General features: G+C 46.2%; 19 protein-coding genes and 1 pseudogene. 4 read left to right on the top strand and 16 right to left on the bottom strand.

Going from position 1 to position 22,523, the window contains the following annotated elements:
• Positions 1-7 precede the first annotated feature (7 nt).
• The 3 genes from NST29_RS06500 (at position 8) to NST29_RS06490 (ending at position 3,616) form a co-directional block, all read left to right on the top strand.
• Positions 8-1,069 carry a hypothetical protein gene (locus NST29_RS06500; protein WP_033844146.1) on the top strand — a complete coding sequence of 354 codons (1,062 nt, stop codon included), beginning with the start codon at positions 8-10 and terminating at the stop codon, positions 1,067-1,069.
• A 14-nt stretch (positions 1,070-1,083) separates the two neighbouring features.
• Positions 1,084-2,304, top strand: a complete 1,221-nt coding sequence (locus tag NST29_RS06495; RefSeq protein WP_033844147.1) for an MFS transporter — start codon at positions 1,084-1,086, stop codon at positions 2,302-2,304.
• 124 nt (positions 2,305-2,428) lie between these two features.
• Positions 2,429-3,616 (top strand): IS701 family transposase, encoded by a 1,188-nt coding sequence (locus NST29_RS06490; protein ID WP_339232838.1) that lies wholly within the window; start codon positions 2,429-2,431, stop codon positions 3,614-3,616.
• Between the two features lie 248 nt (positions 3,617-3,864).
• Here the strand turns inward: NST29_RS06490 and abc-f are convergent, their stop codons facing one another.
• The 8 genes and pseudogenes from abc-f to NST29_RS06450 all read right to left on the bottom strand — a co-directional run bounded on the left by abc-f (position 3,865) and on the right by NST29_RS06450 (position 12,314).
• Positions 3,865-5,460 (bottom strand): ABC-F type ribosomal protection protein, encoded by a 1,596-nt coding sequence (abc-f, locus tag NST29_RS06485; protein ID WP_033844149.1) that lies wholly within the window; start codon positions 5,458-5,460, stop codon positions 3,865-3,867.
• Between the two features lie 162 nt (positions 5,461-5,622).
• Entirely contained in the window at positions 5,623-6,876 is a 1,254-nt protein-coding gene (locus tag NST29_RS06480; protein ID WP_033844150.1) for an MFS transporter, read from the bottom strand.
• 326 nt (positions 6,877-7,202) lie between these two features.
• Positions 7,203-8,294, bottom strand: a complete 1,092-nt coding sequence (locus tag NST29_RS06475) for a YcaO-like family protein (protein ID WP_231559901.1) — start codon at positions 8,292-8,294, stop codon at positions 7,203-7,205.
• Between the two features lie 125 nt (positions 8,295-8,419).
• Positions 8,420-9,169 (bottom strand): hypothetical protein, encoded by a 750-nt coding sequence (locus NST29_RS06470; protein WP_033844153.1) that lies wholly within the window; start codon positions 9,167-9,169, stop codon positions 8,420-8,422.
• Between the two features lie 243 nt (positions 9,170-9,412).
• Positions 9,413-10,751, bottom strand: a pseudogene (locus NST29_RS06465) (ISLre2 family transposase).
• Between the two features lie 224 nt (positions 10,752-10,975).
• Positions 10,976-11,344 (bottom strand): hypothetical protein, encoded by a 369-nt coding sequence (locus NST29_RS06460; protein WP_131385726.1) that lies wholly within the window; start codon positions 11,342-11,344, stop codon positions 10,976-10,978.
• Positions 11,345-11,619: 275 nt separating this feature from the next.
• The gene (locus tag NST29_RS06455; protein WP_033020639.1) at positions 11,620-12,006 is read right to left on the bottom strand and encodes a type II toxin-antitoxin system PemK/MazF family toxin; all 387 of its coding nucleotides are present in this window, start codon (positions 12,004-12,006) and stop codon (positions 11,620-11,622) included.
• On the bottom strand, positions 12,006-12,314 hold the full coding sequence (locus NST29_RS06450; protein WP_033020681.1) for an AbrB/MazE/SpoVT family DNA-binding domain-containing protein: 309 nt from the start codon (positions 12,312-12,314) through the stop codon (positions 12,006-12,008). Before NST29_RS06450 ends, NST29_RS06455 begins: the two co-directional genes overlap by 1 nt.
• Positions 12,315-12,585: 271 nt before the next feature.
• On the opposite strand from NST29_RS06450, the gene NST29_RS06445 reads away from it, so the two are divergent.
• Positions 12,586-13,731 (top strand): IS701 family transposase, encoded by a 1,146-nt coding sequence (locus tag NST29_RS06445; RefSeq protein ID WP_339232836.1) that lies wholly within the window; start codon positions 12,586-12,588, stop codon positions 13,729-13,731.
• A 116-nt stretch (positions 13,732-13,847) separates the two neighbouring features.
• On the opposite strand, the gene NST29_RS06440 is transcribed toward NST29_RS06445, so the two are convergent.
• From NST29_RS06440 to yqiS, 8 genes are all read right to left on the bottom strand, one after another.
• On the bottom strand, positions 13,848-13,991 hold the full coding sequence (locus NST29_RS06440) for a hypothetical protein (protein WP_156102733.1): 144 nt from the start codon (positions 13,989-13,991) through the stop codon (positions 13,848-13,850).
• A gap of 41 nt (positions 13,992-14,032) precedes the next feature.
• The gene (locus tag NST29_RS06435; protein WP_033019156.1) at positions 14,033-15,382 is read right to left on the bottom strand and encodes a dihydrolipoamide acetyltransferase family protein; all 1,350 of its coding nucleotides are present in this window, start codon (positions 15,380-15,382) and stop codon (positions 14,033-14,035) included.
• A gap of 151 nt (positions 15,383-15,533) precedes the next feature.
• On the bottom strand, positions 15,534-16,517 hold the full coding sequence (locus NST29_RS06430; RefSeq protein WP_021322378.1) for an alpha-ketoacid dehydrogenase subunit beta: 984 nt from the start codon (positions 16,515-16,517) through the stop codon (positions 15,534-15,536).
• Positions 16,518-16,530: 13 nt separating this feature from the next.
• Complete coding sequence (locus tag NST29_RS06425; protein WP_033019157.1) at positions 16,531-17,526, bottom strand: thiamine pyrophosphate-dependent dehydrogenase E1 component subunit alpha; 996 nt, start codon at positions 17,524-17,526, stop codon at positions 16,531-16,533.
• Between the two features lie 291 nt (positions 17,527-17,817).
• The gene (gene lpdA, locus NST29_RS06420) at positions 17,818-19,239 is read right to left on the bottom strand and encodes a dihydrolipoyl dehydrogenase (protein WP_033019159.1); all 1,422 of its coding nucleotides are present in this window, start codon (positions 19,237-19,239) and stop codon (positions 17,818-17,820) included.
• A 30-nt stretch (positions 19,240-19,269) separates the two neighbouring features.
• A complete protein-coding gene (gene buk / locus NST29_RS06415) occupies positions 19,270-20,382 on the bottom strand; it encodes a butyrate kinase (protein ID WP_033019160.1) in 1,113 nt (370 codons plus the stop codon).
• Positions 20,383-20,437: 55 nt separating this feature from the next.
• Entirely contained in the window at positions 20,438-21,541 is a 1,104-nt protein-coding gene (locus NST29_RS06410; RefSeq protein WP_033009431.1) for a leucine dehydrogenase, read from the bottom strand.
• 21 nt (positions 21,542-21,562) lie between these two features.
• Entirely contained in the window at positions 21,563-22,462 is a 900-nt protein-coding gene (yqiS, locus tag NST29_RS06405; RefSeq protein ID WP_033019162.1) for a phosphate butyryltransferase, read from the bottom strand.
• Positions 22,463-22,523: the final 61 nt, after the last annotated feature.

Genomic DNA, 22,523 nt, shown 5'->3' with positions numbered 1-22,523 from the left:
GAATTTTATGTTGACGTTAATTATAGGGGATAAACAATTTTCCTCTTGGTCTATGAGAGCATCTATTATTCTAAGAGAGAGAAAAATACCTTATAGGGAAGTTATTGCTGAACTCGATTGGCCTATTAAATTTACTGAAAATGGAATAATTCCAATCAAAGATAAGGACCATTATGACTTGCCTAAAGAACCTGCATCTGGTTGTGGATGTCAAATAACTCAACTATTGCACATTGATGATACACAGTTAATAAAGAATAGTATTGTAGAGCATTTACCAAGAGTACCTATTTTGATAGATTCCGAAACAGGTGCTGTAATTTGTGATGTTTTAGCTATATCTGAGTATTTGGAAGAAAATTTCAAAGATTATCCTAGCCTTTTGAGTGATGATATCGTAAAGAGAAGTGATATTCGAGTTTTTAGTAGCCATATTCATGCTGATTTATTACCATTAATGAGTGGAATGTCTTATGCTAACTCATTTAGAAAAAATAATCAAAAAGAAATACCTAATGACGCTTTAGAACAGTTAAAAGAGACTTTAAAATTATTAGAAAATACTTTATTCCGAAAAAAAGCAAAAGGTTGGACAGGGGAATTTTTATTTGGAGACTTCTCTTTAGCTGATGCAATGTTTGCGCCAATTGCTCAACAAATTCGAGGATGGAATATAAAGGTTACAAGTAACGAAGTCAACAACTATTTAGATTCATTGCTTAATAGGGAATCTATAAAATTATATTTAGAAGAAGCGAAACAACCATATAAAATACTGGAAGAGGCAAAAGAAAATTCTCCTACTTGGATCGCAAGACACTATAGAATTTGGGAAGAAATAAGAATGATCCATAATTGTGAAAACGATGTATATCATATTTTAGAAGATGATGTGGGGCTATTATTCTTTAATTTAGCATTTAAAGGATATTCTAAAGAAGAGATAGCAAAAACTGTTTTAAATGAGTATGATGTGGATGAAAAAATGATATTGAAAGATATAGAAGATTTCTTCAATAAGATACATCCGGACAGAGTTGTAGAAAATAGCTTAATTGATGTTTTTTAACGAGGTTTTTAACAATGAAAAATTTATCAAAAAATTTTCAAATAGGAATCGCAGAAATATTAAGACTTCTATCTACAGAAATATTAATGATTTTAATCCCTATTTTAGGTATCAATATATTAAATTTAAATAACTCATCTATTGGTTTTGCTATTTCTTTATCATCAATTGGATTTTTGATATTTGGTTATATAGCAGGTTTAATAGCCGATTCGTGGAATAGAAAATATATGATGGTAACTTTTCTATTTATTAAATCTCTTCTATTTGGTATGTTTGCATATTTAGCATTATCTTCAAATTTAACTGAGTTAAATTATTTTTTAATAATTTTTTTAGTAGGGTTAGTCATAGTAATTATAGAAACTACTTTAACAGCATGGATTCCCGATATTTATAGTAAGGAGGAATTGGCAGGAATTAACAGCTTACTCCAATTTTCTAGATCGAGTGCGAATTTATTAGGTCCAGCATTAGGTGGAGTAATTATAGGGATTTTTGGAGAAGAGTTGACAATGTTATTTATTTCATGCGCATTATTAATAAGCTCGATTCTAATGTTAGGTATTAAAAATCCAAATAAGGTAACAATAGAACGCACAAGAAAATTAAACATAATAAAGAATATAAAATATATCTTAAAAAACAATATCTTAAAGACCATAGTTCTTACTACCAGTACTATTAATTTTTCAATGTCAATGTCCGGAGCAATTGCTATCATTTTTTTAATTAAGGATTTGAAGCTTAGTGAATCTTTAACTGGTATAATTTTGTCCTTAGGAGGAATCGGAGCGTTATTAGGGTCTTTTATTACCCCAAGATTGATAAAAAAATTTGATGTGCTGTCAGTTATGATTTTTGGTCCTATCATACCGAGTTTTGGTCTGCTTTTTATGGGATTTTCTTATGGAAAAGCAGGAATATTTGTTTTTATAACAGGTATAATTTTCTGTTATGCTGCGAGGAGTATAGGTAGTATTGCGAGAATGACAGTTCAACAAATTATACTCCCTTCTCATATAAGGGGAGAAATAAGTGGTGCAATGATGATGATAACATGGGGAATGATACCCCTTGGTTCAATGGTTGGAGGCTTAGTGAGTGATATATTAGGGTTGAGAGCTGTCTTGATTTTAGCAGGGATACTCTTAATATTTTCAAATTTTTGGATGATAAATTCCGATATAAGAAAGTACAGAAACAAATTATCGGATGAACAAGTAGTTTTGTAAAAGACTGTAGATGAGCAAATTCGCTAACATAAATTGACAACTAAACAAAAAAGGAGACATGAACCCAACTCCTTGAGTAAAATAGATGTGCTCAAACCCATTCACACAAGGAGGTTCATGTCTCATGAATAGATTAGCACATCATCAAGGAATCCACAAGTTTTTCATGACGTTGGGATTGGCGCTTTATTTCTCGAAGCCGGTCATCAAGCATCTCGTTTACCTTGTCGACGCCTTGACTACCAAGGGATTTTCGGGGACATTGACGGATGTCCGGTACTGGAGTTTTCATCCCAACCATCGAACCACGCTCAGCCATTTTTTCACGAAAAGCCCTTGGAACGAGGAAAAACTGCTTGAGAAGCTTCAAGAATGGATTCTTCGCCAGATCGAACGCCTAGCCAAACGGGAGAATCAACCCCTTTTTGTTTCGATTGATGATACGATTTGCCAAAAAACGAAGCCTTCGTCACGGGCTGCCCGCGCCATTCAAGGGTGTGATTGGCACTACTCGCACAAAGATCATCAATCCGTTTGGGGGCATTCGCTCGTTTGGCTGATGGTGCATACTTTCTCGCAAGCGTTCCCGTTCGCCTTTCGTCTGTATGACAAGACGGCGGGAAGAAGCAAGATCGACCTAGCGATCGAGATGCTTTCCTCGCTCAAGGGGAAACGGGCTCAGCCGGTGTATGTGCTCATGGATTCGTGGTATCCGTCCCAAGCGCTCATCGAAGCCTGCCTGAAACAAGGATTCCATGTCATCGCCATGCTCAAGACGAACCGGATTCTCTATCCGAAAGGCATCGCCATTCAAGCGAAGAAGTTCGCCCGCTATATCGAGCCCAACGACACCCGCCTCGTCACGGTGGGGAAGGAGCGTTACCGCGTGTATCGCTACGAGGGAGCGATCCATGGCCTCGAGGATGCGGTGGTGCTGCTGGCTTGGAAGGCGGATGAACCGATGACGCCAGATCATCTCCATGTTGTCTTGAGCACCGACCGGGAGCTAGGCGATGAAGAGATCTTGCGTTACTATGCCCAGCGCTGGACGATCGAATGCTTTTTCCGGCAGGCCAAAGACCAGCTGAAGCTCGATGGATACCGTGTTCGTCACATTCGGGCGGTGAAACGGTATTGGGCAGTGGTGCTGTTCGCCTGCGTATACAGCATCGCGGAATCTCAACAAGACCTCTCTTCCGGCCTGGAGCTTCTTCGTTCTCGGAAAGGACACAGCGTCGTTGAGTTCATCGATGACGCCGCAAAACAAGATATTCCCATTGATGTGATCAAAAAACAGCTCCATGTCGCCTAAGGGGTCCCCTGTTTGTCTCTTAGGGAATGGAAATTACTGTAATGAAAAATGCTCATCTACAGATCGGTAAAATAAGCAAGTATATATATTGCATTCAAAACACTCCTTTTAAATCGCTTTAAAATGGTGTTTATTGTAAATAAAAAAATCAAAAGGATTTTCAAATTACACTTGACAAAGAAAGAGGATTTTGGTATTTTTTTCATTTCATGATTCTCTTTGAAGTACATCTTTTGCTGAAGAACTGTTTAATCAAAGTTTTTTTGAATTAGTTTTTCTTTTTCAGAGAGTAAATTTTCCAATTGCATCTCTAACTCTTCAGATGGATTTAAACTTAAACGGCTAATAACTTCGGCTATTTTTGTTTCTAATAAAAGCAACCTTTCGTTTCTTTCTTGATCCTTTATTTCTGTTATTTTTCTTTGTTGGTGTTCTTTATATTCCTTGTAATTACCATTAAACAATTCAATCTTTCCATTACGTATCGATAAAATTCGTGTAGCTACTTTATTAATAAATCTACGATCATGAGAAGCAAAGATTACGCTGCCTTCATAATTCGTTAGAAGCGTTTCCAAAGCTTCAATAGCTTGTGCATCAAGGAAATTCGTTGGTTCATCTAAAACTAACATATTAACATCACTTAAAATAATCTTCGCCAATGCTGCTTTTACTCGTTCTCCCCCGCTGAGAATTTCAACGGGTTTATAAATATCCTCACCAAAAAAATGCATTCTAGCAAGGACAGTTCGAATAAAAGTCTCGTTATGACTCGAAGTGGACCAAACGTTCTGTAGTATTGTTTTTTTATCATCTAGAATATTTAAATCTTGACTAAAATAACCAATTTTTATAGAAGGTGAAAATTTGACGTTCGGATCTTTATTTATAATTTTTTTTATTAGAGTTGTTTTTCCGCTTCCATTTGGTCCAATAATCGCCAACTTATCTCCCACACGTATTTGAAAGCTTATTTTATTCCATAAAATACGTTCTCCTACAATACCAGATAAGTCTTCAACACGTAAAATTGGTTTGTTGCGAGGAAGTTCTGCGCTTTTTAACTCCATTTTAATGGGAGGAAGTTCTTTTTCTTTTTCCACTGCTTCCAATCGTTCAATCCGTTTTTGAATCGATTTAATATTTAACATTAACTTTTTTTGAATGCTGGCGTAGTGTGTTTTTACACCGGGGACTCTCGCTTCTGAATTAGAAATATTTTTTGGCTTCTTTGTCGCTCTTTGAGCTCTATGCCTCAGATCGATGATCGCCCTTTCCAACTGCTTCTTTTTCTCCATATATTTTTTATATTCCAATTGATTATGGAGCTTCTTTTTTTCTTTTTGTTCTTTATAATTGGTATAATTGCCAATGTACTCGATTACCTTACAATCATCTATTTCCCATATGGTTGTGCAAAGAGAGTCTAAAAAATCACGATCATGAGAAACAATAACAAATGCCCCCTTCCATTCGCTTAATATTTTTTCCAACCATTCAATGTGATCTGTATCAAGGTTTGTGGTTGGTTCATCAGCAAGCAATAAAGAAGGATGTCTATATAAAACTTGTTGAAGATATTCCTTTGTCACTTCACCACCGCTCTTTGTAGTACCCGCTTGTTGTTTTATCTGTGGTATCAGTTCAATTTTTGCGTACCGAGTCACTTCCCCATTATTTGGATTGATCTTTCCAGCTATTATGTTCAATAAAGTCGTTTTTCCACATCCATTTGGACCAATTAATCCGATTTTATCATGATCATGGATTTGTAAATTATTCACATCAAATAACAAGCGGTCTCTTACATAATGTTTTATATGATTGATTTCTAATAAAATCATATCAACACTCCTTTGAATGACCCTTATCCGTTAGGAAAAGTAAGTGATGAACTTTATTTATCAAATATAATTCGTGCTTATTTATTGGTATTGGTTTTAGGATGGGATTTGGATTCATTCAATGCTTATCAATGTTCTCATTATTTGTCTTTTAATAAATTATTATGTTATCGGATCTTTTAATCCATTTGCTGTTAGCCTGACGACATCTTTAATCAACAATAGTCCTATCGATGATAATGTCATTAATAGAGCACAGGCAAATACAAGATATTCAATTCTTATCATACTGTTTAAAACACCACTTAACATCGCACCTAACGGACTTGTGATTGAAAAGATTGTCGTAATAGTTCCCATGACTCTTCCCAGCAATTTCTGAGGAACCATCATTTGTAATGCTGTGAAATAAACACTAGAGCCTATCGTATTAAACAAGCCATAAAGAAACCATAAACTAATTGATAATATAGAGATATGACTTAAAGAAAAAATAATTAACGTTATCCCTTGAAAGATTGTACCTATAATAAAAACAAGTCCGAGTTTATTAAACTTTTTATTTAAAATACCTAGTAAAGCTCCTCCCAAAATTGCTCCAATTGATAAACAGATTTCTAGCGCACTATAATAGAAAGAATTGTTGTTAAAAAAAACACTAGTCCACTTTGGAAGTAATGCCCAGATGGTCCAAAATGAAAGATTAACAACTAATGCAACGGGAATAACATTAATTATAAATTGATTATGTCTAATATAAGAGAGACCTTCCAAAAACAACTTCAGAAAGTTGTTTTGATCTTTCGTTTTAGTAAAAAATTGCTGTTGATTTCCAATTCTAGGTAACCTTAAAATAAAAATAACAGAGATAAAAAATGTTATTGCATTTAGTAAAGGCGCCCAATATAAATCAGAAACCCATACAATTGCACCACCTGCGGATGCACCAACTATTGTTGCTGCTTGAAAAAAGGTTGTCATCATCCCGTTAACTTTTAGCAATTGATCTCGACCGATATATTCAGGAACGATGGCATCAAATGTTGGTGCGAAGATGCCGCTACCTAACGATAATAGACACACAGTTATAGCTAAGATGAAAAAATTATTGTATCCTAGATAAAAAAGGAGTGAACACAAAAGTAAAATAATACACCTGAATAGATCAATGGATAGTAATAGAACTCTTTTATTGAATCGATCTGCCAAGATACCACCCAATGGATTGATTAGCGTTGAAATTAACTGTAATGTCCCAATTATCCCAACATACCACTGATTTTGTGTTATTGCATAGGCAGTCCACATTGAAAAAATAGAAAATATCATCTTACCAAACTGTGATGTTGTTTCTCCACAAATTAAATTAATTGCATTACTATTTAATGTTGATGAGAACTTCACTTTTTTGATCAATTATAATTCCTCCTTAGGAGAGATCACAGGATGTATAATTTTATTAATTATCATAATAACTCGAAATTAACTGAGAAGGAAATACAAAAAATGAAAGAATATTACCAAAAGGCGCGAATACAAGAAAATTATTATATGAATTTACAACCTCAAAAAAATTTTTATAATGAGGTCGCTCTCGTTTTGATCACATCAATAGGAATCTCTTGCTTTGTGGCGTCATGCTGGATACACAGGCGAACAGCACCACTGCCCCATCCCGTTTCACTGCCCAAACTTAGTTGTAAATTTATGTTAAAAAAATTACTCATCTACAGTCATATAAGTCAAAGAAAGGGATGTTTAGTAGTTTCTAATCTATTTCTATTACATTTTAATAGTCTTTCACTAATGGGACTATAAGAATTAACAATTAGATTTTGTAATTCAGGTGATAATACTCTCGTTGTATATCCTTCTTTATCACTTAAAATAACACCATAAAAATTGTAGTTTGTTTGATTCATAAAGTCATCTAATGTTTTAAAAGTTTCTTCTTCAAATCTTTTAACAGATTGCTTCTTTTCTATTCTTTTGAATTTGTCAAAAACTTTATTAGAATTATTAACTATATAACTACCTGGTTCATAGAAATTATACCACCTGAGTCCAACAGCTGTATTAACACTTTCGTAAATAGCATGCTCAATTGCCTTATATATATTATTAGATGAAGCTGATCCTAACGCATATTTTGGAAAGTATTGTTCGCTATAAATTAACACCATAACATTATGGCACGGTAAATCGTTGTTAATTCGGTAGACATGAATATCATAGTTATTGAATTCAATTGTTTGAATAATTTCTTTCAAGCTCATATTCATTTTTAAATCTGTAAGTTCCACAGCTTCAATCTCTTTATACCACCAGCACATAATAGAGTCTCTTTCGCAAATTTCCATTGTTCCCTTTAAATAAGCTAATTCTAGACTATTTTTATCAAAAGAAAGGCCATTCGTGGTAGCCCAATTTAATTTATTTTCTCTCTTTATTCTTTTTGGTGGATAGTATGAAATTTGCATTGGAACATATATTTCTTGTCTGTTCCTGAGATTCTCTCCTTTTATATATCCTGCGGGACATTTAGAATAATACCATTCCAAATCATTAGCTGAAGGAGATTCCCAATATAAGGGACTCCACAAATTACGATTAAGAAATGGAGTAGCATCACCAAAATGGATTTGAAAATTTGTTATACAATCACCCCTGCTGTATTTAATCTCTAACGCTTCGTTTAATACTGATTCTTTTGCTTTTTGTTTATTAATATGAGTGGCAGCTGGCCTGAAACCTACTTTATTGCCGTCGATTAACATTCTATATGTAAAAAAACCTTGAAATTCTATCCTCTGTTCACACCTTAAAAAAGTCATATAGTTCAAGTCACTATCAACCTCCGGATTAAATGAATATGAAATAGGAAGGATCTTATACCTAGTTATCTGACTGCATAATCATGGTGATATTTTAAGGTATAGATCCTCCTTCGTTCTTTCTTTTATGCTAATTTACTCATATTATTTATAACAGGAATACCATTTACTACGAAGTCAGAGGGTTCTAATTTAACACCCGTTACACTAGGATATGCAGTATAAGATAATAAGCACATATATGAATGTGCAATTATAGACTTCGACCACAAATTAACTAAGGAAACAGTATATGGAGTTGAATTTATTTCCAAATCACGCATGGCATATTGAAAAGTTCCTTTATCGATAAGTATTTCTGCATCGCGATAGGAATCAATTAACTGTTGCAACAATTTTTTAATTTTATCTAAATAGTTAATCTGTAACTTCCAAAATCCTAATTGCCCTTCGCTATACATGTGCTCAACAACTTCATTCCAAATAGAATCTTCAATGGGGATAAGATTGTTTTTTGACCAGATCTGCTTGCATTCGTTATAGTCAAGTTCCTGAAACGGCTCTACCCATCCAGCTTTTAAAATAGGATCACTGTAAAATTCACTTGTAACCTCTATAAGTTCTTGTAAAACTTCTTTGGTATTTTCTATTTCTTCAATGCTCTTTCTTAAATGGTTTCTAAAAAGATTTGGTTGTTCTTTAGCGACCTTTTTGTCTTTGGTCTCCATAATAACTGACAACTCAATTAATTCATTTGCTAAATTAAATTCCCTCTGAGATGCAAATAGTTTTGATGTGTATTTAGCGATTAAATCTGCAAATCCATTAGTTGGTCTAATCCTACCATTAGAGGCATCACAATTAATTCCACCCATTTTATCAAACCTCCTTAAAAATATAGTTTTTTCTTATATCTGGTATAATTATATCATTTTTTATATATTCCGACAACCCCTAAAAAACTGAAGAGTCAGTCAAGACTTTGTGGAGAACATTTTTTCGGTCTACTACGGGCGTTGTCAATCACCCGTTGGTAGACCATTTTTAGGAATTGATATCGTAAGCGCTTTCGGACTCTCATCCCTCTTCTTGAGCTGATTTTTACTCGATCCATTTTTTTACATCCACCCACCATCCCGAAGCGCCGACAATGCTTGGTAGATCGGCGTCCCCGATGACTGTTGAAGATACGGGATGTTCTGGCGCATCACCTCCGCCAACAACCGCCCTGCCTTCCGTTTGGCCTGTTTGATCCGCTCCTGCTTCGGCGGGGCCGAGGCTGCCCTCTGGGGCTCTTCCTCCTCCAACTGCCCTGTTCTCCACCCGATTCCGTCAATTTGGGCCACCATCGCCTTCAGAAACGCCCCAAGTCCTTGGTCCTTCCAGCTGCGGCGGGATTTCACCCGGTACGCGAACCGGCTCATCACACTCTCGGCGTGGCCCATCGGACGCATGCCGGCCGTCTCCACCCCTTACGCCGACAGCCACTCCCGGTCGCCCCGGATGCATCCCGGCATCGACTCGATCCGGCGGATCATTTCGGCCAATCATTTCGGCCAACTGCTGTTCTTTGGCTTCGTCCCCCAACGTACCGACGGCGCTGTTCAGTTCCACCAAAAGTCCTTCCTCGTCTTGCTTCGCCAGCTTCTTCCGCACCTCCCGCCAACGCGGGTGGCCGGACAGACACTGACGAAGCTCCCGCGCCACATGGAACCGATCCAACTGAAAGCACGCCCGCTTTCCGAAATACTCCCGGCAGGCGGTAATCCAAGATGCCGCGTCGCCGTTGACGACCAACAGGTCCCGGCACGGGTCATAGGCATATTCCTTCATCAGCCACGCTTCGAACCCTTCCCACACGTCCCCCGCCCCTTCATGGAGGTAGTGGCGCCGGTTCACGAGCTCCAGTTGCGAGCCGTTCCGTCTCCATCCCTCGTGAACCGCCAAGATTTTCTGCTCTTTCGCCCGTTTCCCTTTCCCTTGGCGGGAGATGAACAGTCCATCCGCTTCCACCAATAGCACCCGGCCATGCCGTTGGGAAACAGGGTGGTGCAGCGAGATGGGGGCCGCCAACACCAGCTGACGAATCGCCTCATGGCTGAGGACCGCATACCCCACGATCGCCTCCAACGTGCGGGCTGCTTTGCGGTAGGAAGAGCACTCTACAGCCAACTCGACTGCCGTTTCCTCGAGGCAAGGACGGATCGATTGGGCTCCATCAAAGCCCAGTTCGGCATCCAACAAGAAGGTATACACCCCTGCCTGCCGATCATAGTAGTAGTTCCGTCGAAACGTCACTTCTCCAAACAGCGTTTGGAGGGTGGTCGGCCGTTTGTCTTTCAGCTGATCGCGGCGCTTGTCCCTTGCTTCCGCCAGTTGTTGATCGATTTCCTCCAAAAGGGACGCCAACAAGGTGGCAAACACGTTTTGAAGGGTTCTCAACAATGGTTCCTCCAGCTCTTTTCATAAAGGCCATTCTGTGGTAAGATGTTTCATGGACTCTCTCCCTCCTGTTTTCGGTTGATGTGGACAATCACTATCATAGCAGGGAGAGAGTCCTTTTTGCATGAGATCCGCTTTTTCCTACCGCGCTTCGCTTGGTGGCCCCGACGAGCGTCGCGAACAAAAGTTCGCAACCCTCGTCGGGGATCCTTCCTGAACGTCACCCACAAATATTTTACTCACACTGCAGGTGTAGTTGTATCTACAACGTTATTTCCCGAAAGAACCTCAAGTGAGATAGGTTTGCTTAGGTCAGTTACAGGTGTTGTAAATGTAATATTAAGAGATTTTGTAGTTGCATCATATGTTAGACCTGAAACAGTTTTCTCGACTCCATCAACAAGAACCTTAAAGTCAGGCGTAGTATCTTCAAGATTTGCTTCTATATACATGCAACATGAAGAGTTAACCTCTCCGTTATCCTGTACTGTACACCCTAAGCGCTGCATCATTTCCTCCAAAGATCTTGTAGGCTCAACCTGCAGGCTGAGCCATGGGGGAGGAAGTTCGTTGCAGGAGAAGTCAAATGTTAATTTTTCAATGAGCATGTATATAAATACTTATGATTAGAATCAAATCCTTGATAGGCCTAGTTTTTTGCTATGTTGAACAGTTTACTGGACTCATTTTTCTTGTGGATTTAATGACAAAAGTAAGCAAGTAAAATGCCAATTTGACTCACAACTTCCGTAATTAAAATAAAAACGACCAACTTACTAATTTCGGTTTTTCGACACCTGTCCAACTAAAATTAGCTTCTCAAAAATTATCAAGAAACTTTAAAGTACAAAAAATAACCCTTTCTGAAAGAGAAAGGATTATGTCAAGTCAGATATGTTTCTATTTTCGCTAGGCATTCATCAATGATTTTATCTATTTCTTCAATTTGTGCATCTTCTGGATTATACTTCTTTAAAATTTTTAGATTACGAGCTTTCCAATCCAATGATTTAATTTGATCAGTTAAAACTACCCCTGTTATTGGATAGCCATCGCCATCAAGGGATATTCCTTCTTTTGGTAAATCCACTTCGAAAGGATAACCCTTCTTTTGATTGGTAATCGGACAAACAGCTATAAATCCTGTTGCTTGATTGAATTCTTTAGGCGATAAAACAATAGCATTCCTTCTCCCAGCCTGCTCATGACCAGCTTGTGGATTGAAGTTTAAAACAACGAAATCGCCTCTCTCTGGTACGTCTGCTGGCATTAAATCAATTCACGCCCTTCTATCCCGAAATCAATTTCCTCGTGTCGATTTTCAGGTGTAATCTGTGATATTAGTTCTTCCAGTGTGTATTTCTTCCGTGTTCTTTTTGGCTTTAATGTGATGATACCTTCATTTCCAATCACATTTAATTCTATTTCGGAACCTTGTTTAATCCCTATTTTATCAGCAACATCTTTTGGGATACGAATGCCCAAACTGTTTCCCCATTTTTGAGCAACAACTGTAGACATGTAGTCCCCTCCTTTACTTTGGTTTATTTTGCTTTCTAAATGTTCCTTTGAGTTCATTATATCACCCCCAACCCAAAATGTATATACATAGTATATACATTCTTCCAAAAAATGATACCCCTGATTTTTCGACAAACAAATATTCTCGTCGCAAAAGCAATCATTTGAATCGATTACTGTAGATGAGTAAATTCGCTAACATAAACTAAACAAAAAAGGAGACATGAACCCAGCCCCTTGAGTAAAATAGATGTGCTCAAACTACCCACAAGGAGGTTCATGTCTCATGAATCGATGAGCACATCATCAAGGAATCCACAAGTTTTTCATGACGTTGGGGTTGGCGCTTGATTTCTCGAAACCGGTCATCAAGCATCTCGTTTACCTTGTCGACGCCTTGACTACCAAGGGATTTTCGGGGACATTGACGGATGTCCGGTACTGGAGTTTTCATCCCAATCATCGAACCACGCTCAGCCATTTTTTCACGAAAAGCCCTTGGAACGAGGAAAAACTGCTTGAGAAGCTTCAAGAATGGATTCTTCGCCAGATCGAACGCCTAGCCAAACGGGAGAATCAACCCCTTTTTGTTTCGATTGATGATACGATTTGCCAAAAAACGAAGCCTTCGTCACGGGCTGCCCGCGCCATTCAAGGGTGTGATTGGCACTACTCGCACAAAGATCATCAATCCGTTTGGGGGCATTCGCTCGTTTGGCTGATGGTGCATACCTTCACCCAAGCGTTTCCGTTCGCCTTTCGTCTGTATGACAAGACGGCGGGAAGAAGCAAGATCGACCTAGCGATCGAGATGCTTTCCTCGCTCAAGGGGAAACGGGCTCAGCCGGTGTATGTGCTCATGGATTCGTGGTATCCGTCCCAAGCGCTCATCGAAGCCTGCCTGAAACAAGGATTCCATGTCATCGCCATGCTCAAGACGAACCGGATTCTCTATCCGAAAGGCATCGCCATTCAAGCGAAGAAGTTCGCCCGCTATATCGAGCCCAACGACACCCGCCTCGTCACGGTGGGGAAGGAGCGTTACCGCGTGTATCGCTACGAGGGAGCGATCCATGGCCTCGAGGATGCGGTGGTGCTGCTGGCTTGGAAGGCGGATGAACCGATGACGCCAGATCATCTCCATGTTGTCTTGAGCACCGACCGGGAGCTAGGCGATGAAGAGATCTTGCGTTACTATGCCCAGCGCTGGACGATCGAATGCTTTTTCCGGCAGGCCAAAGACCAGCTGAAGCTCGATGGATACCGTGTTCGTCACATTCGAGCGGTGAAACGGTATTGGGCAGTGGTGCTCTTAGCCTGTGTATACAGCATCGCGGAATCTCAACAAGACCTCTCTTCCGGCCTAGAGCTTCTTCGTTCTCGGAAAGGGCACAGCGTCGTCGAGTTCATCTACGATGCCGCGAAGCAAGAGATTCCCATTGATGTGATCAAAAAACAGCTCCATGTCGCCTAAGGGGTCCCCTGTTTGTCTCTTAGGGAATGGAAATTACTGTAATGAAAAATGCTCATCTACAGTAAAAACGAAGAAATAAAGCAAAACGATGCTTTATTCCTTCGTTTTTTTATTGATTATTGTTCGGTTAGCTGTTTCTCCATGTCGGATAGTGATATGTCTAAATTATCCTTTTCTCCTTTCTCATGGTGGCGCTTAACTTTATTTTGTTTTTCATCAACGATCAATTTCCCTTCAGGAGAGGATAAAAATCGCGCCATGCCAAAACCCCCACCGCCAACCGATGGCGATGGGGGAAACGTCAATAAATCGGTGTGTTGTCTTTGTTCATGTTTTCCAAAATTGCTTTGACGCGGGCGAGGAAGCGGCCGCAAATGAGGCCGTCCAAGACGCGGTGGTCAAGCGACAAGCATAAGTTGACCATGTCGCGGATGGCGATCATGCCGTTTTTGACGACCGGGCGTTTGACGATCGTTTCGACTTGCAAAATGGCCGCTTGCGGGTAGTTGATAATGCCCATCGACTGCACGGAGCCGAACGCGCCGGTGTTGTTGACGGTGAACGTGCCGCCTTGCATGTCTTCCGGACGAAGTTGGCCGGCGCGCGTTTTCGCCGCTAGTTCGGCGATTTCGCGGGCGATGCCTTTGATCGTTTTTTCGTCGGCGTGCTTGATGACGGGAACGAACAACGCATCGTCGGTCGCGACGGCGATCGAGATGTTGATGTCTTTGCGCTGAATGATTTTATCGCCGGCCCAAACGGAGTTCAGCTGCGGGAATTCTTTCAGCGCTTGGGCGACCGCTTTGACGAAGAAGGCGAAATACGTCAAATTGAAGCCTTCACGCCGCTTGAACTCGTCTTTGATCGCATCGCGGTAGGCGACAAGGTCGGTGACATCGACTTCGACCATCGTCCACGCGTGCGGCGCTTCGTGTTTGCTGCGGAGCATGTTGGCGGCGATCGCTTTGCGCACCGGGGTGACCGGAATTTCGATGTCGCCCGCTCCCGCTTCGATCGTTGGCGGCGCTGGCTTCGGCGGCGCGGTTTGTGCGGCCGCTCCAGCCGTTTGAACGGTTGCGGCGGCCGGAGTCGGCTGTTCCGCTCGCGGCTCGGCTTTTGGCGCCGCTTGTTCCGCCGCCGGTGCCGATCCCGCTTTCGGAATTTGGCCAGACTCAATCAGCTTCAGCAAATCTTTGCGCGTCACGCGCCCGCCAAGGCCGGTGCCTTCGACTTGTTCGAGGTCAATGCCGTGTTCTTGCGCCAAGCGGAGCACGGCCGGGGAGTAACGGCCGTTGTTGGCCCGGCCGGCCTTTTTCGGCGCCGGTGGCTTCGCGTTGTCTTCCGCTTTCGACGTTTCTTTCGGCGCTTCGTCCGCCGGCTTCGCTTCCGAGCTTGGCGCGGCGACTTCGCCTTCGACTTCGATCGTGCAAATCGGCGCGCCGACCGGAAGCGTTTCTCCTTCGTTGGCGATCAATTCGCGAATGACGCCGGCAAACGACGACGGAATTTCCGCGCTCACTTTATCGGTGATCACTTCGGCGACCGGATCGTATTTGTTCACTTTGTCGCCCGGGGAAACGAGCCATTTGCTGATCGTGCCTTCGGTGACGCTCTCCCCGAGCTGAGGCATCGTCAATTGTTCGATGGCCACATCGATACCCTCCTATCTCTGTTGCAATGTCTTTGCCGTGACGTCCCCAGCCGCCTACGGTTGGCTTCGGGCCATTTTGGCGGGATGCACTTTGGCCGACATCCCGCGCTTTCCCGCTGCCGAAAGGCCGGAGACGCCTTTCGTTCGTCTGTTAAAACGCCGCCAGTTCACGCATCGCTTTTTCCACTTTTTCCGGGTTGACCATAAAGAACTTTTCCATCGTCGGCGCGTACGGCATCGCTGGAACGTCCGGACCGGCGAGGCGCATAATCGGCGCATCGAGGTCAAACAGGCAATGTTCCGCAATAATGGCGGCGACTTCGCTCATGACGCTGCCTTCTTTGTTGTCTTCGGTAATGAGCAGCACTTTTCCGGTTTTGCTTGCCGCTTCGATGATCGCTTCTTTATCGAGCGGGTAGACGGTGCGCAAATCGAGCAGATGAACGGAAATGCCGTCTTGGGCGACGCGTTCGGCCGCCTGCAAGGCAAAATGGACGCACAGCCCGTACGTGATGACGGTGATGTCCTCGCCTTCACGCTTGACGTCCGCCTTGCCGATCGGCAGTACATAATCATCCTCCGGCACTTCCCCTTTAATGAGGCGGTAGGCGCGTTTATGCTCGAAAAAGAGCACCGGATCTTCGTCGCGAATGGCCGCTTTGAGCAGACCTTTCACATCGTACGGCGTCGACGGCATGACGATTTTCAGCCCCGGCTGATTGGCAAAAATCGCTTCCACCGACTGCGAGTGGTACAGGGCGCCATGCACCCCACCGCCGTACGGAGCGCGGATGACGATCGGGCAGTTCCAGTCGTTGTTCGAGCGGTAGCGGATGCGCGCCGCTTCAGAAATAATTTGGTTGACTGCCGGCATGATGAAATCGGCAAACTGAATTTCAGCAATCGGACGCAGGCCGTACATCGCCGCGCCGATGCCGACGCCGACGATCGCCGATTCGGCGAGCGGCGTGTCGATGACGCGCTCTTCGCCGAACTGCTCGTACAATCCTTGCGTCGCTTTGAACACCCCGCCTTTCCGGCCGACGTCTTCCCCTAATACAAACACGCGCGGGTCGCGTTCCATTTCTTCACGAATCGCCATCGTCACGGCATCAATATAGGAAATCACAGGCATCGTCCATTCCCCCTTACTCCTCGGCATACACGTAGCGAAGCGCATGTTCCGGCTCGGCGTACGGCGCTTTTTCTGCGTAGTCGGTCGCTTCGTTTACTTGTTTCATGACGCGCGCTTGAATGTCTTCTTCCAACGCATCCGTTAAGACCCCCGTTTCTTTTAAATAGTTGGCAAACGAGACGATCGGGTCTTTGGCGCGCGCTTCGGCGAGCTCTTCTTCCGTCCGGTAGACGCGGTGGTCGTCGTCCGATGAGTGCGACGTCAGACGGTATGTCACCGCTTCGATGAGCGTCGGCCCTTCGCCGCGGCGGGCGCGGTCGGCCGCTTCCTTGACGACGCGGTACACTTCGAGCGGATCGGTGCCGTCAACCGTATAGCCCGGCATGCCGTAGCCAACGGCGCGGTCCGATACGTTTTCGCACGCCAATTGTTTGGAAATCGGCACGGAAATGGCGTACTTGTTGTTTTCGCACATGAAGATGACCGGAAGCTTGTGAACGCCGGCAAAGTTCGCCCCTTCATGGAAATCGCCTTGGTTCGACGATCCTTCGCCGAACGTGACGAAGGCGACAAAATCTTTCTTTTCCATTTTCGCCGCCAAGGCAAAGCCAACGGCGTGCGGTACTTGCGTTGTGACAGGCGAGGAGCCGGTGACGATCCGGTTTTTCTTTTGCCCGAAATGGCCCGGCATTTGCCGGCCGCCGGAGTTCGGGTCTTCCGCTTTGGCAAACGCGGCCAGCATCAATTCCGTCGGCGTCATGCCGAACGTCAACACGACGCCCATATCGCGATAGTACGGCAGGACGTAATCTTTCGTCCGGTCAAGAGCGAACGCCGCGCCGACTTGGGCCGCTTCCTGCCCTTGGCACGAGATGACGAACGGAATTTTCCCGGCGCGGTTTAACAGCCACATCCGTTCATCGAGCTTGCGGGCGAGAAGCATCGTTTCATACATTTCCAACACCGTGTCATCGCTTAATCCGAGTGCTTGATGACGGTTTTGCGCCATCGGAACAACCTCCCTTAATGAAAATCGTTTGCCAGTTCCGCCGATGAGCTTGCGAATCTTGCTTTTTCAGCCCACCCAAACGGGAGAGGGGAGCTTTTCCGCAACGGATGCCCGTCCGCCGAACGAGCAGTGAGCGGCGGTGCTTTTGCTTCTTTCCCCTCTCACGTGCGCTGGCTTGGTTCGCTGACCGCTGTCCAGCAAAAACGCGCCTTCGCAAATGACAGTTAAAGTGCAGCGCAAACGGGCGCAGCCGGTATCCTTGCAACGGCGCAGCCTTCGCAAAAATGACAGTTAAAAGTGAATCGCCCGGCCATCGACGGCCAGCGCCGCTTCCGCCAAGGCCTCTGACAGCGTCGGGTGCGGATGGATCGCATGGGCCACTTCCCACGGAGCCGCATCGAGCACGCGGGCGAGCCCGGCTTCGGAAATCAAATCGGTCACGTGCGGCCCGACCATATGGACGCCAAGCAAGTCGTCGGTGTTCCGGTCGGCGACGAATTTGACAAACCCTTCCGCCTCACCGAACACTAGCGCCTTGCCAATGGCTTGAAACGGAAATTTGCCGACTTTGACGTCATAGCCTTTCGCTTTCGCCTCTTGCTCGGTTAAACCGACCGCCGCCGCTTCCGGACGGGTGTAAATGCAGCGCGGCACCATCGTGTAATCAATCGGCGCTGGGTTGCGCCCGGCTAAATGTTCAATGGCGACGATCCCTTCATGGGCGGCGACATGGGCGAGCTGCAAGCCGCCGATGACATCGCCGATCGCGTAAATGTGCGATTCTTTCGTTTGGCCGAATTCGTTCGTTTGAATATACCCCTTCTCGACGACAATCTCGGTGTTTTCGAGGCCGATTCCTTCAATGTTCGCCTGCCGCCCGACGGAAACGAGCATTTTGTCGGCCGCGAACGTTTTCCGCTCGCCTTGATGCTCCGCTTCGATCGTGACGCCGTTTCCTTTCTTGAGCGTTTCCGGCAGCACTTTCGCTCCGGTAACGATGTGGACGCCGCGGCGGCGGAGCAGTTTTTCCATTTCTTTTGACACGTCTTCATCTTCGGTCGGCAAAATGCGGTCGGCATACTCAAGCACGGTGACATCCACGCCGAAATCGTTGAGCATCGATGCCCATTCCATGCCGATCACGCCGCCGCCGACGATCAAGATGGATGACGGGAGCGTCGCCATTTGCAGCGCTTCATCGGACGTCATCACGAATTCGCCGTCCGGCTCCAGCCCCGGCAGCGTGCGCGGACGCGAACCGGTGGCGATGACGACAAACTTCGGAACGAGCATTTCGTTTTCGCTGCCATCGTTCATTTCGACCGACACCGTCCCAGCGAGCGGCGAGAAAATGGATGGGCCGAGCAAACGTCCAGTGCCGGCGTATACATCGATTTTCCCTTTTTTCATCAAATGTTGCACGCCTTTGTGGAGCTGCTCAACAATCGCTGCCTTGCGCGCCTGCACTTTGGCGAAATCGAGGCGCACGTCGCCGGCGATGACGCCAAACGCCTCACCGTTTTTCGTTTGCGCGTACACTTCCGCACTGCGAAGCAACGCTTTGGACGGAATGCAGCCGGCATGCAGGCATGTGCCGCCAAGCTTCCCTTTTTCCACAACGGCCGTTTTCAACCCGAGCTGCGAGGCGCGAATCGCCGCTACATAGCCGCCCGTACCCCCGCCGAGAATGACGACATCGTATTCGTTTGCCATTTCGTGTTCCCCTTTCTGTCCGTTGCTGCCTCAGCGCCGGGCCGAAGCCGGCGCAGCCGCTTCACCGAGATACGTTTTTTCTTTTTCCTCGCCGCGCAAGACGCGAAGCGCCCCTTCCGCTAACGCCTGCAGCTCGTTTTCGCCCGGATGGACGATGACATCGGCGATCCATTGGACGCGGCGGGTGATCTGTTCGACAAACGATTTGCCGTACGCCAGTCCCCCGGTCAAAATGATGGCGTCGACTTTGCCGGCAAGCACGGCGCTTGCCGCCCCGATTTCTTTCGCCACTTGGTACGCCATCGCCTCATAGACGAGCTTCGCCCGTTCGTCTCCTGCTTCGATCATCGCTTCCACTTTGACGGCATCGTTCGTGCCGAGGTAGCCGACAAGCCCGCCTTGGCCGACGAGCATGCGCATCACTTCCTCACGGTAGTATTCACCCGAGAAGCATAAAGCGACCAAATCGCCGGCCGGCACCGTCCCGGCGCGCTCTGGGCTGAACGGGCCTTCGCCGTCAAGGCCGTTGTTGACATCCACTACCCTTCCTTGCTTGTGGGCGCCAACCGTAATCCCACCGCCCATATGAGCGACGATCAAGTTGAGTTCGTCATACCGTTTGCCAAGCTGGCGGGCGACGCGGCGCGCGACCGCTTTTTGGTTGAGCGCGTGGAAAATGCTGCGCCGCTCAATGAGCGGAAACCCGCTGATCCGGGCGAGCGGCTCGAGTTCGTCGACGACGACCGGGTCGACGATAAACGCCGGAATGTTGAGCGCTGAGGCGATTTCATGCGCCAAAATGCCACCGAGGTTGGAGGCGTGCTGGCCGGAATACCCGCGCCGCAAATCGTCAAGCATCGCCTCATTGACGCGGTACGTTCCGCCTTCAATCGGGCGGAGGAGCCCGCCGCGGCCGCAGACGGCGCTCAACTTCGATAAATTGATCCCTTCTTCATCGAGCGCTTGCAAAATCGTTTGCTTGCGGAACTCATACTGGTCGGCGATCGTTTGATATCGCCGAAGCACGTCCGCCTCATGGCGGATCGTTTTTTCCAGCAATGGCCGTTCGTTTTCAAAAACGCCGATCTTCGTTGAAGTCGAACCTGGATTGATCGTTAAAATGCGAAACTTCTGCTCTTGCATCGTTGCTGTCCCTCCGTTGACCGCCGCGGGGCGGAAGCCCGCCCCTTTCCCGCCTTCAGCGAGCGCGGCGGCGGCTTAAAATATGATGGCCGTTTTGCAAAAACTGGCTGCGCGCTTTGCGCATCGTTTCAATCCGCTCTTCGGCCATCCGGTCAGCCGCCACGTACGTTGGAATGTTGTCGCGTTTGGCGATCGCGAACACTTTTTCGATGTTGTCGTAAATTTGCTCGATTTTTTTCATCGCCCGCTCGCGGTTGTAGCCGTACAGCTCATCGGCGACATTGATGACACCGCCGGCGTTGATCACATAATCCGGAGCGTACACGATCCCCATCTCATGAATGATGTCGCCGTGACGTGGCTCTTTCAGCTGGTTGTTCGCCGAGCCAGCGATCACCTTCGCTTTCAGCTGCGGAATCGTTTGGTCGTTGATAATGCCGCCGAGCGCGCACGGAGCGAAAATGTCGCACTCCACACCGTAAATGTCGTTCGGGTCGACCGCTTTCGCCCCAAATTCCTCGACCGCGCGCGCCACCGCTTCCTTGTTGATGTCGGTAACGATGAGTTTCGCTCCTTCTTCATGCAAATGGCGGCACAGATGGTAAGCGACATTGCCGACGCCTTGGACGGCGACGACTTTTCCTTCGAGCGAATCGCTGCCGAACGCTTCTTTCGCCGCCGCTTTCATCCCGCGATACACACCGTAAGCGGTGGCCGGCGACGGGTTGCCGGATGAGCCGAATTCCGGCGAAATGCCGGTGACATAGTCGGTTTCTTGATAGATGATGTCCATATCGGCGACGGTCGTGCCGACGTCTTCCGCCGTGATGTAGCGGCCGTTCAACCCTTGAATGAAGCGGCCGAACGCACGGAACATCGCCTCGTTTTTATCTTTGCGCGGGTCGCCGATGATGACCGTCTTGCCGCCGCCAAGGTTCAACCCGGCGGCCGCGTTTTTGTACGTCATGCCGCGCGCGAGGCGCAAGGCGTCTTCAAGCGCTTCTTCTTCCGAATTGTACATCCACATCCGCGTCCCGCCGAGCGCCGGGCCGAGCGTCGTGTCATGAATGGCGATGATCGCTTTCAGCCCTGACTCTTTATCTTGGCAAAACAGCACTTGCTCATAATCGTATGTTTCCATATATTTGAACAATTCCATCTCAGATGGCCTCCCTCTTTTTTATTTCGCTGCTGAACAGATGGCAAGGGCGAGCGAATACAATTTGCTTTCGGCCGAGTCGGCGCGCGATGTCAAGACGATCGGCGCCTTCGCCCCGGCGATGACGGCGCCGACGTTGGCTTTGGCAAAATAGACGAGCGACTTGTACAGCATGTTGCCGGATTCAATGTCCGGCACAAGCAAAATGTCCGCCTGTCCGGCCACATCGCTTTCAATCCGCTTATGTTTCGCTGCCGCCATCGACACCGCGTTGTCTAACGCAAGCGGCCCGTCAAGCAAACAATCGCCGATTTGCCCCCGCTTTTGCATGATCGCGAGCGCGGCGGCATCAAGCGTTGCCGGCATGGCGGGATTGACCGTCTCCACCGCTGCCAGCGCCGCGACTTTCGGGCGCTCGATGCCGATGGAACGCGCGATGATGACGGCGTTGTTCACAATTTGCACCTTTTGTTCCAAATCGGGGGCGATGTTCATCGCCGCATCGGTGACGATGACAAGCCGGTCAAACGTCGGCACGTCAAACACCGCGACATGGGACAACACCTTTCCGGTGCGCAGCCCGTACTCTTTGTTCAAGACGGCTTTCAGCAGTGTCGCTGTCGGCACATGCCCTTTCATCAACGCATCGGCCTCGTTCAAATGGACGGCGCGCACGGCCAGCTCCGCCGCTTGCCCGACCGAATTCGCATGAACGATCTCCACATCGGGAAAGCGGGCGCACCCCTTTTCCCTCAACAATCGGGCAATCCGGTCGCGATCTCCGTAAAGCACAAACCGGCCAAGGCGATGTTGTAGCGCCATCGCCACCGCCTCGATCACTTCTTCATCTTCCGCCGCCGCCACCGCCACCGTTTGGCTCTGGCGCCGGCTTGCCTCTTCGATTAACGATTCGAGCTTCATCGTCTACACCAACCTTTTTTGCCTATCGTGCTGCACGATAATCTATGCAAAAACTATGCCA

Source organism: Geobacillus sp. FSL W8-0026 (assembly GCF_037966255.1).
In the GTDB taxonomy this organism is placed as follows: Bacteria; Bacillota; Bacilli; order Bacillales; family Anoxybacillaceae; genus Geobacillus; species Geobacillus icigianus.
The sequence above is the reverse complement of the archived record's forward strand: the minus strand, read 5'-3'. Positions and strand labels throughout refer to the sequence as shown.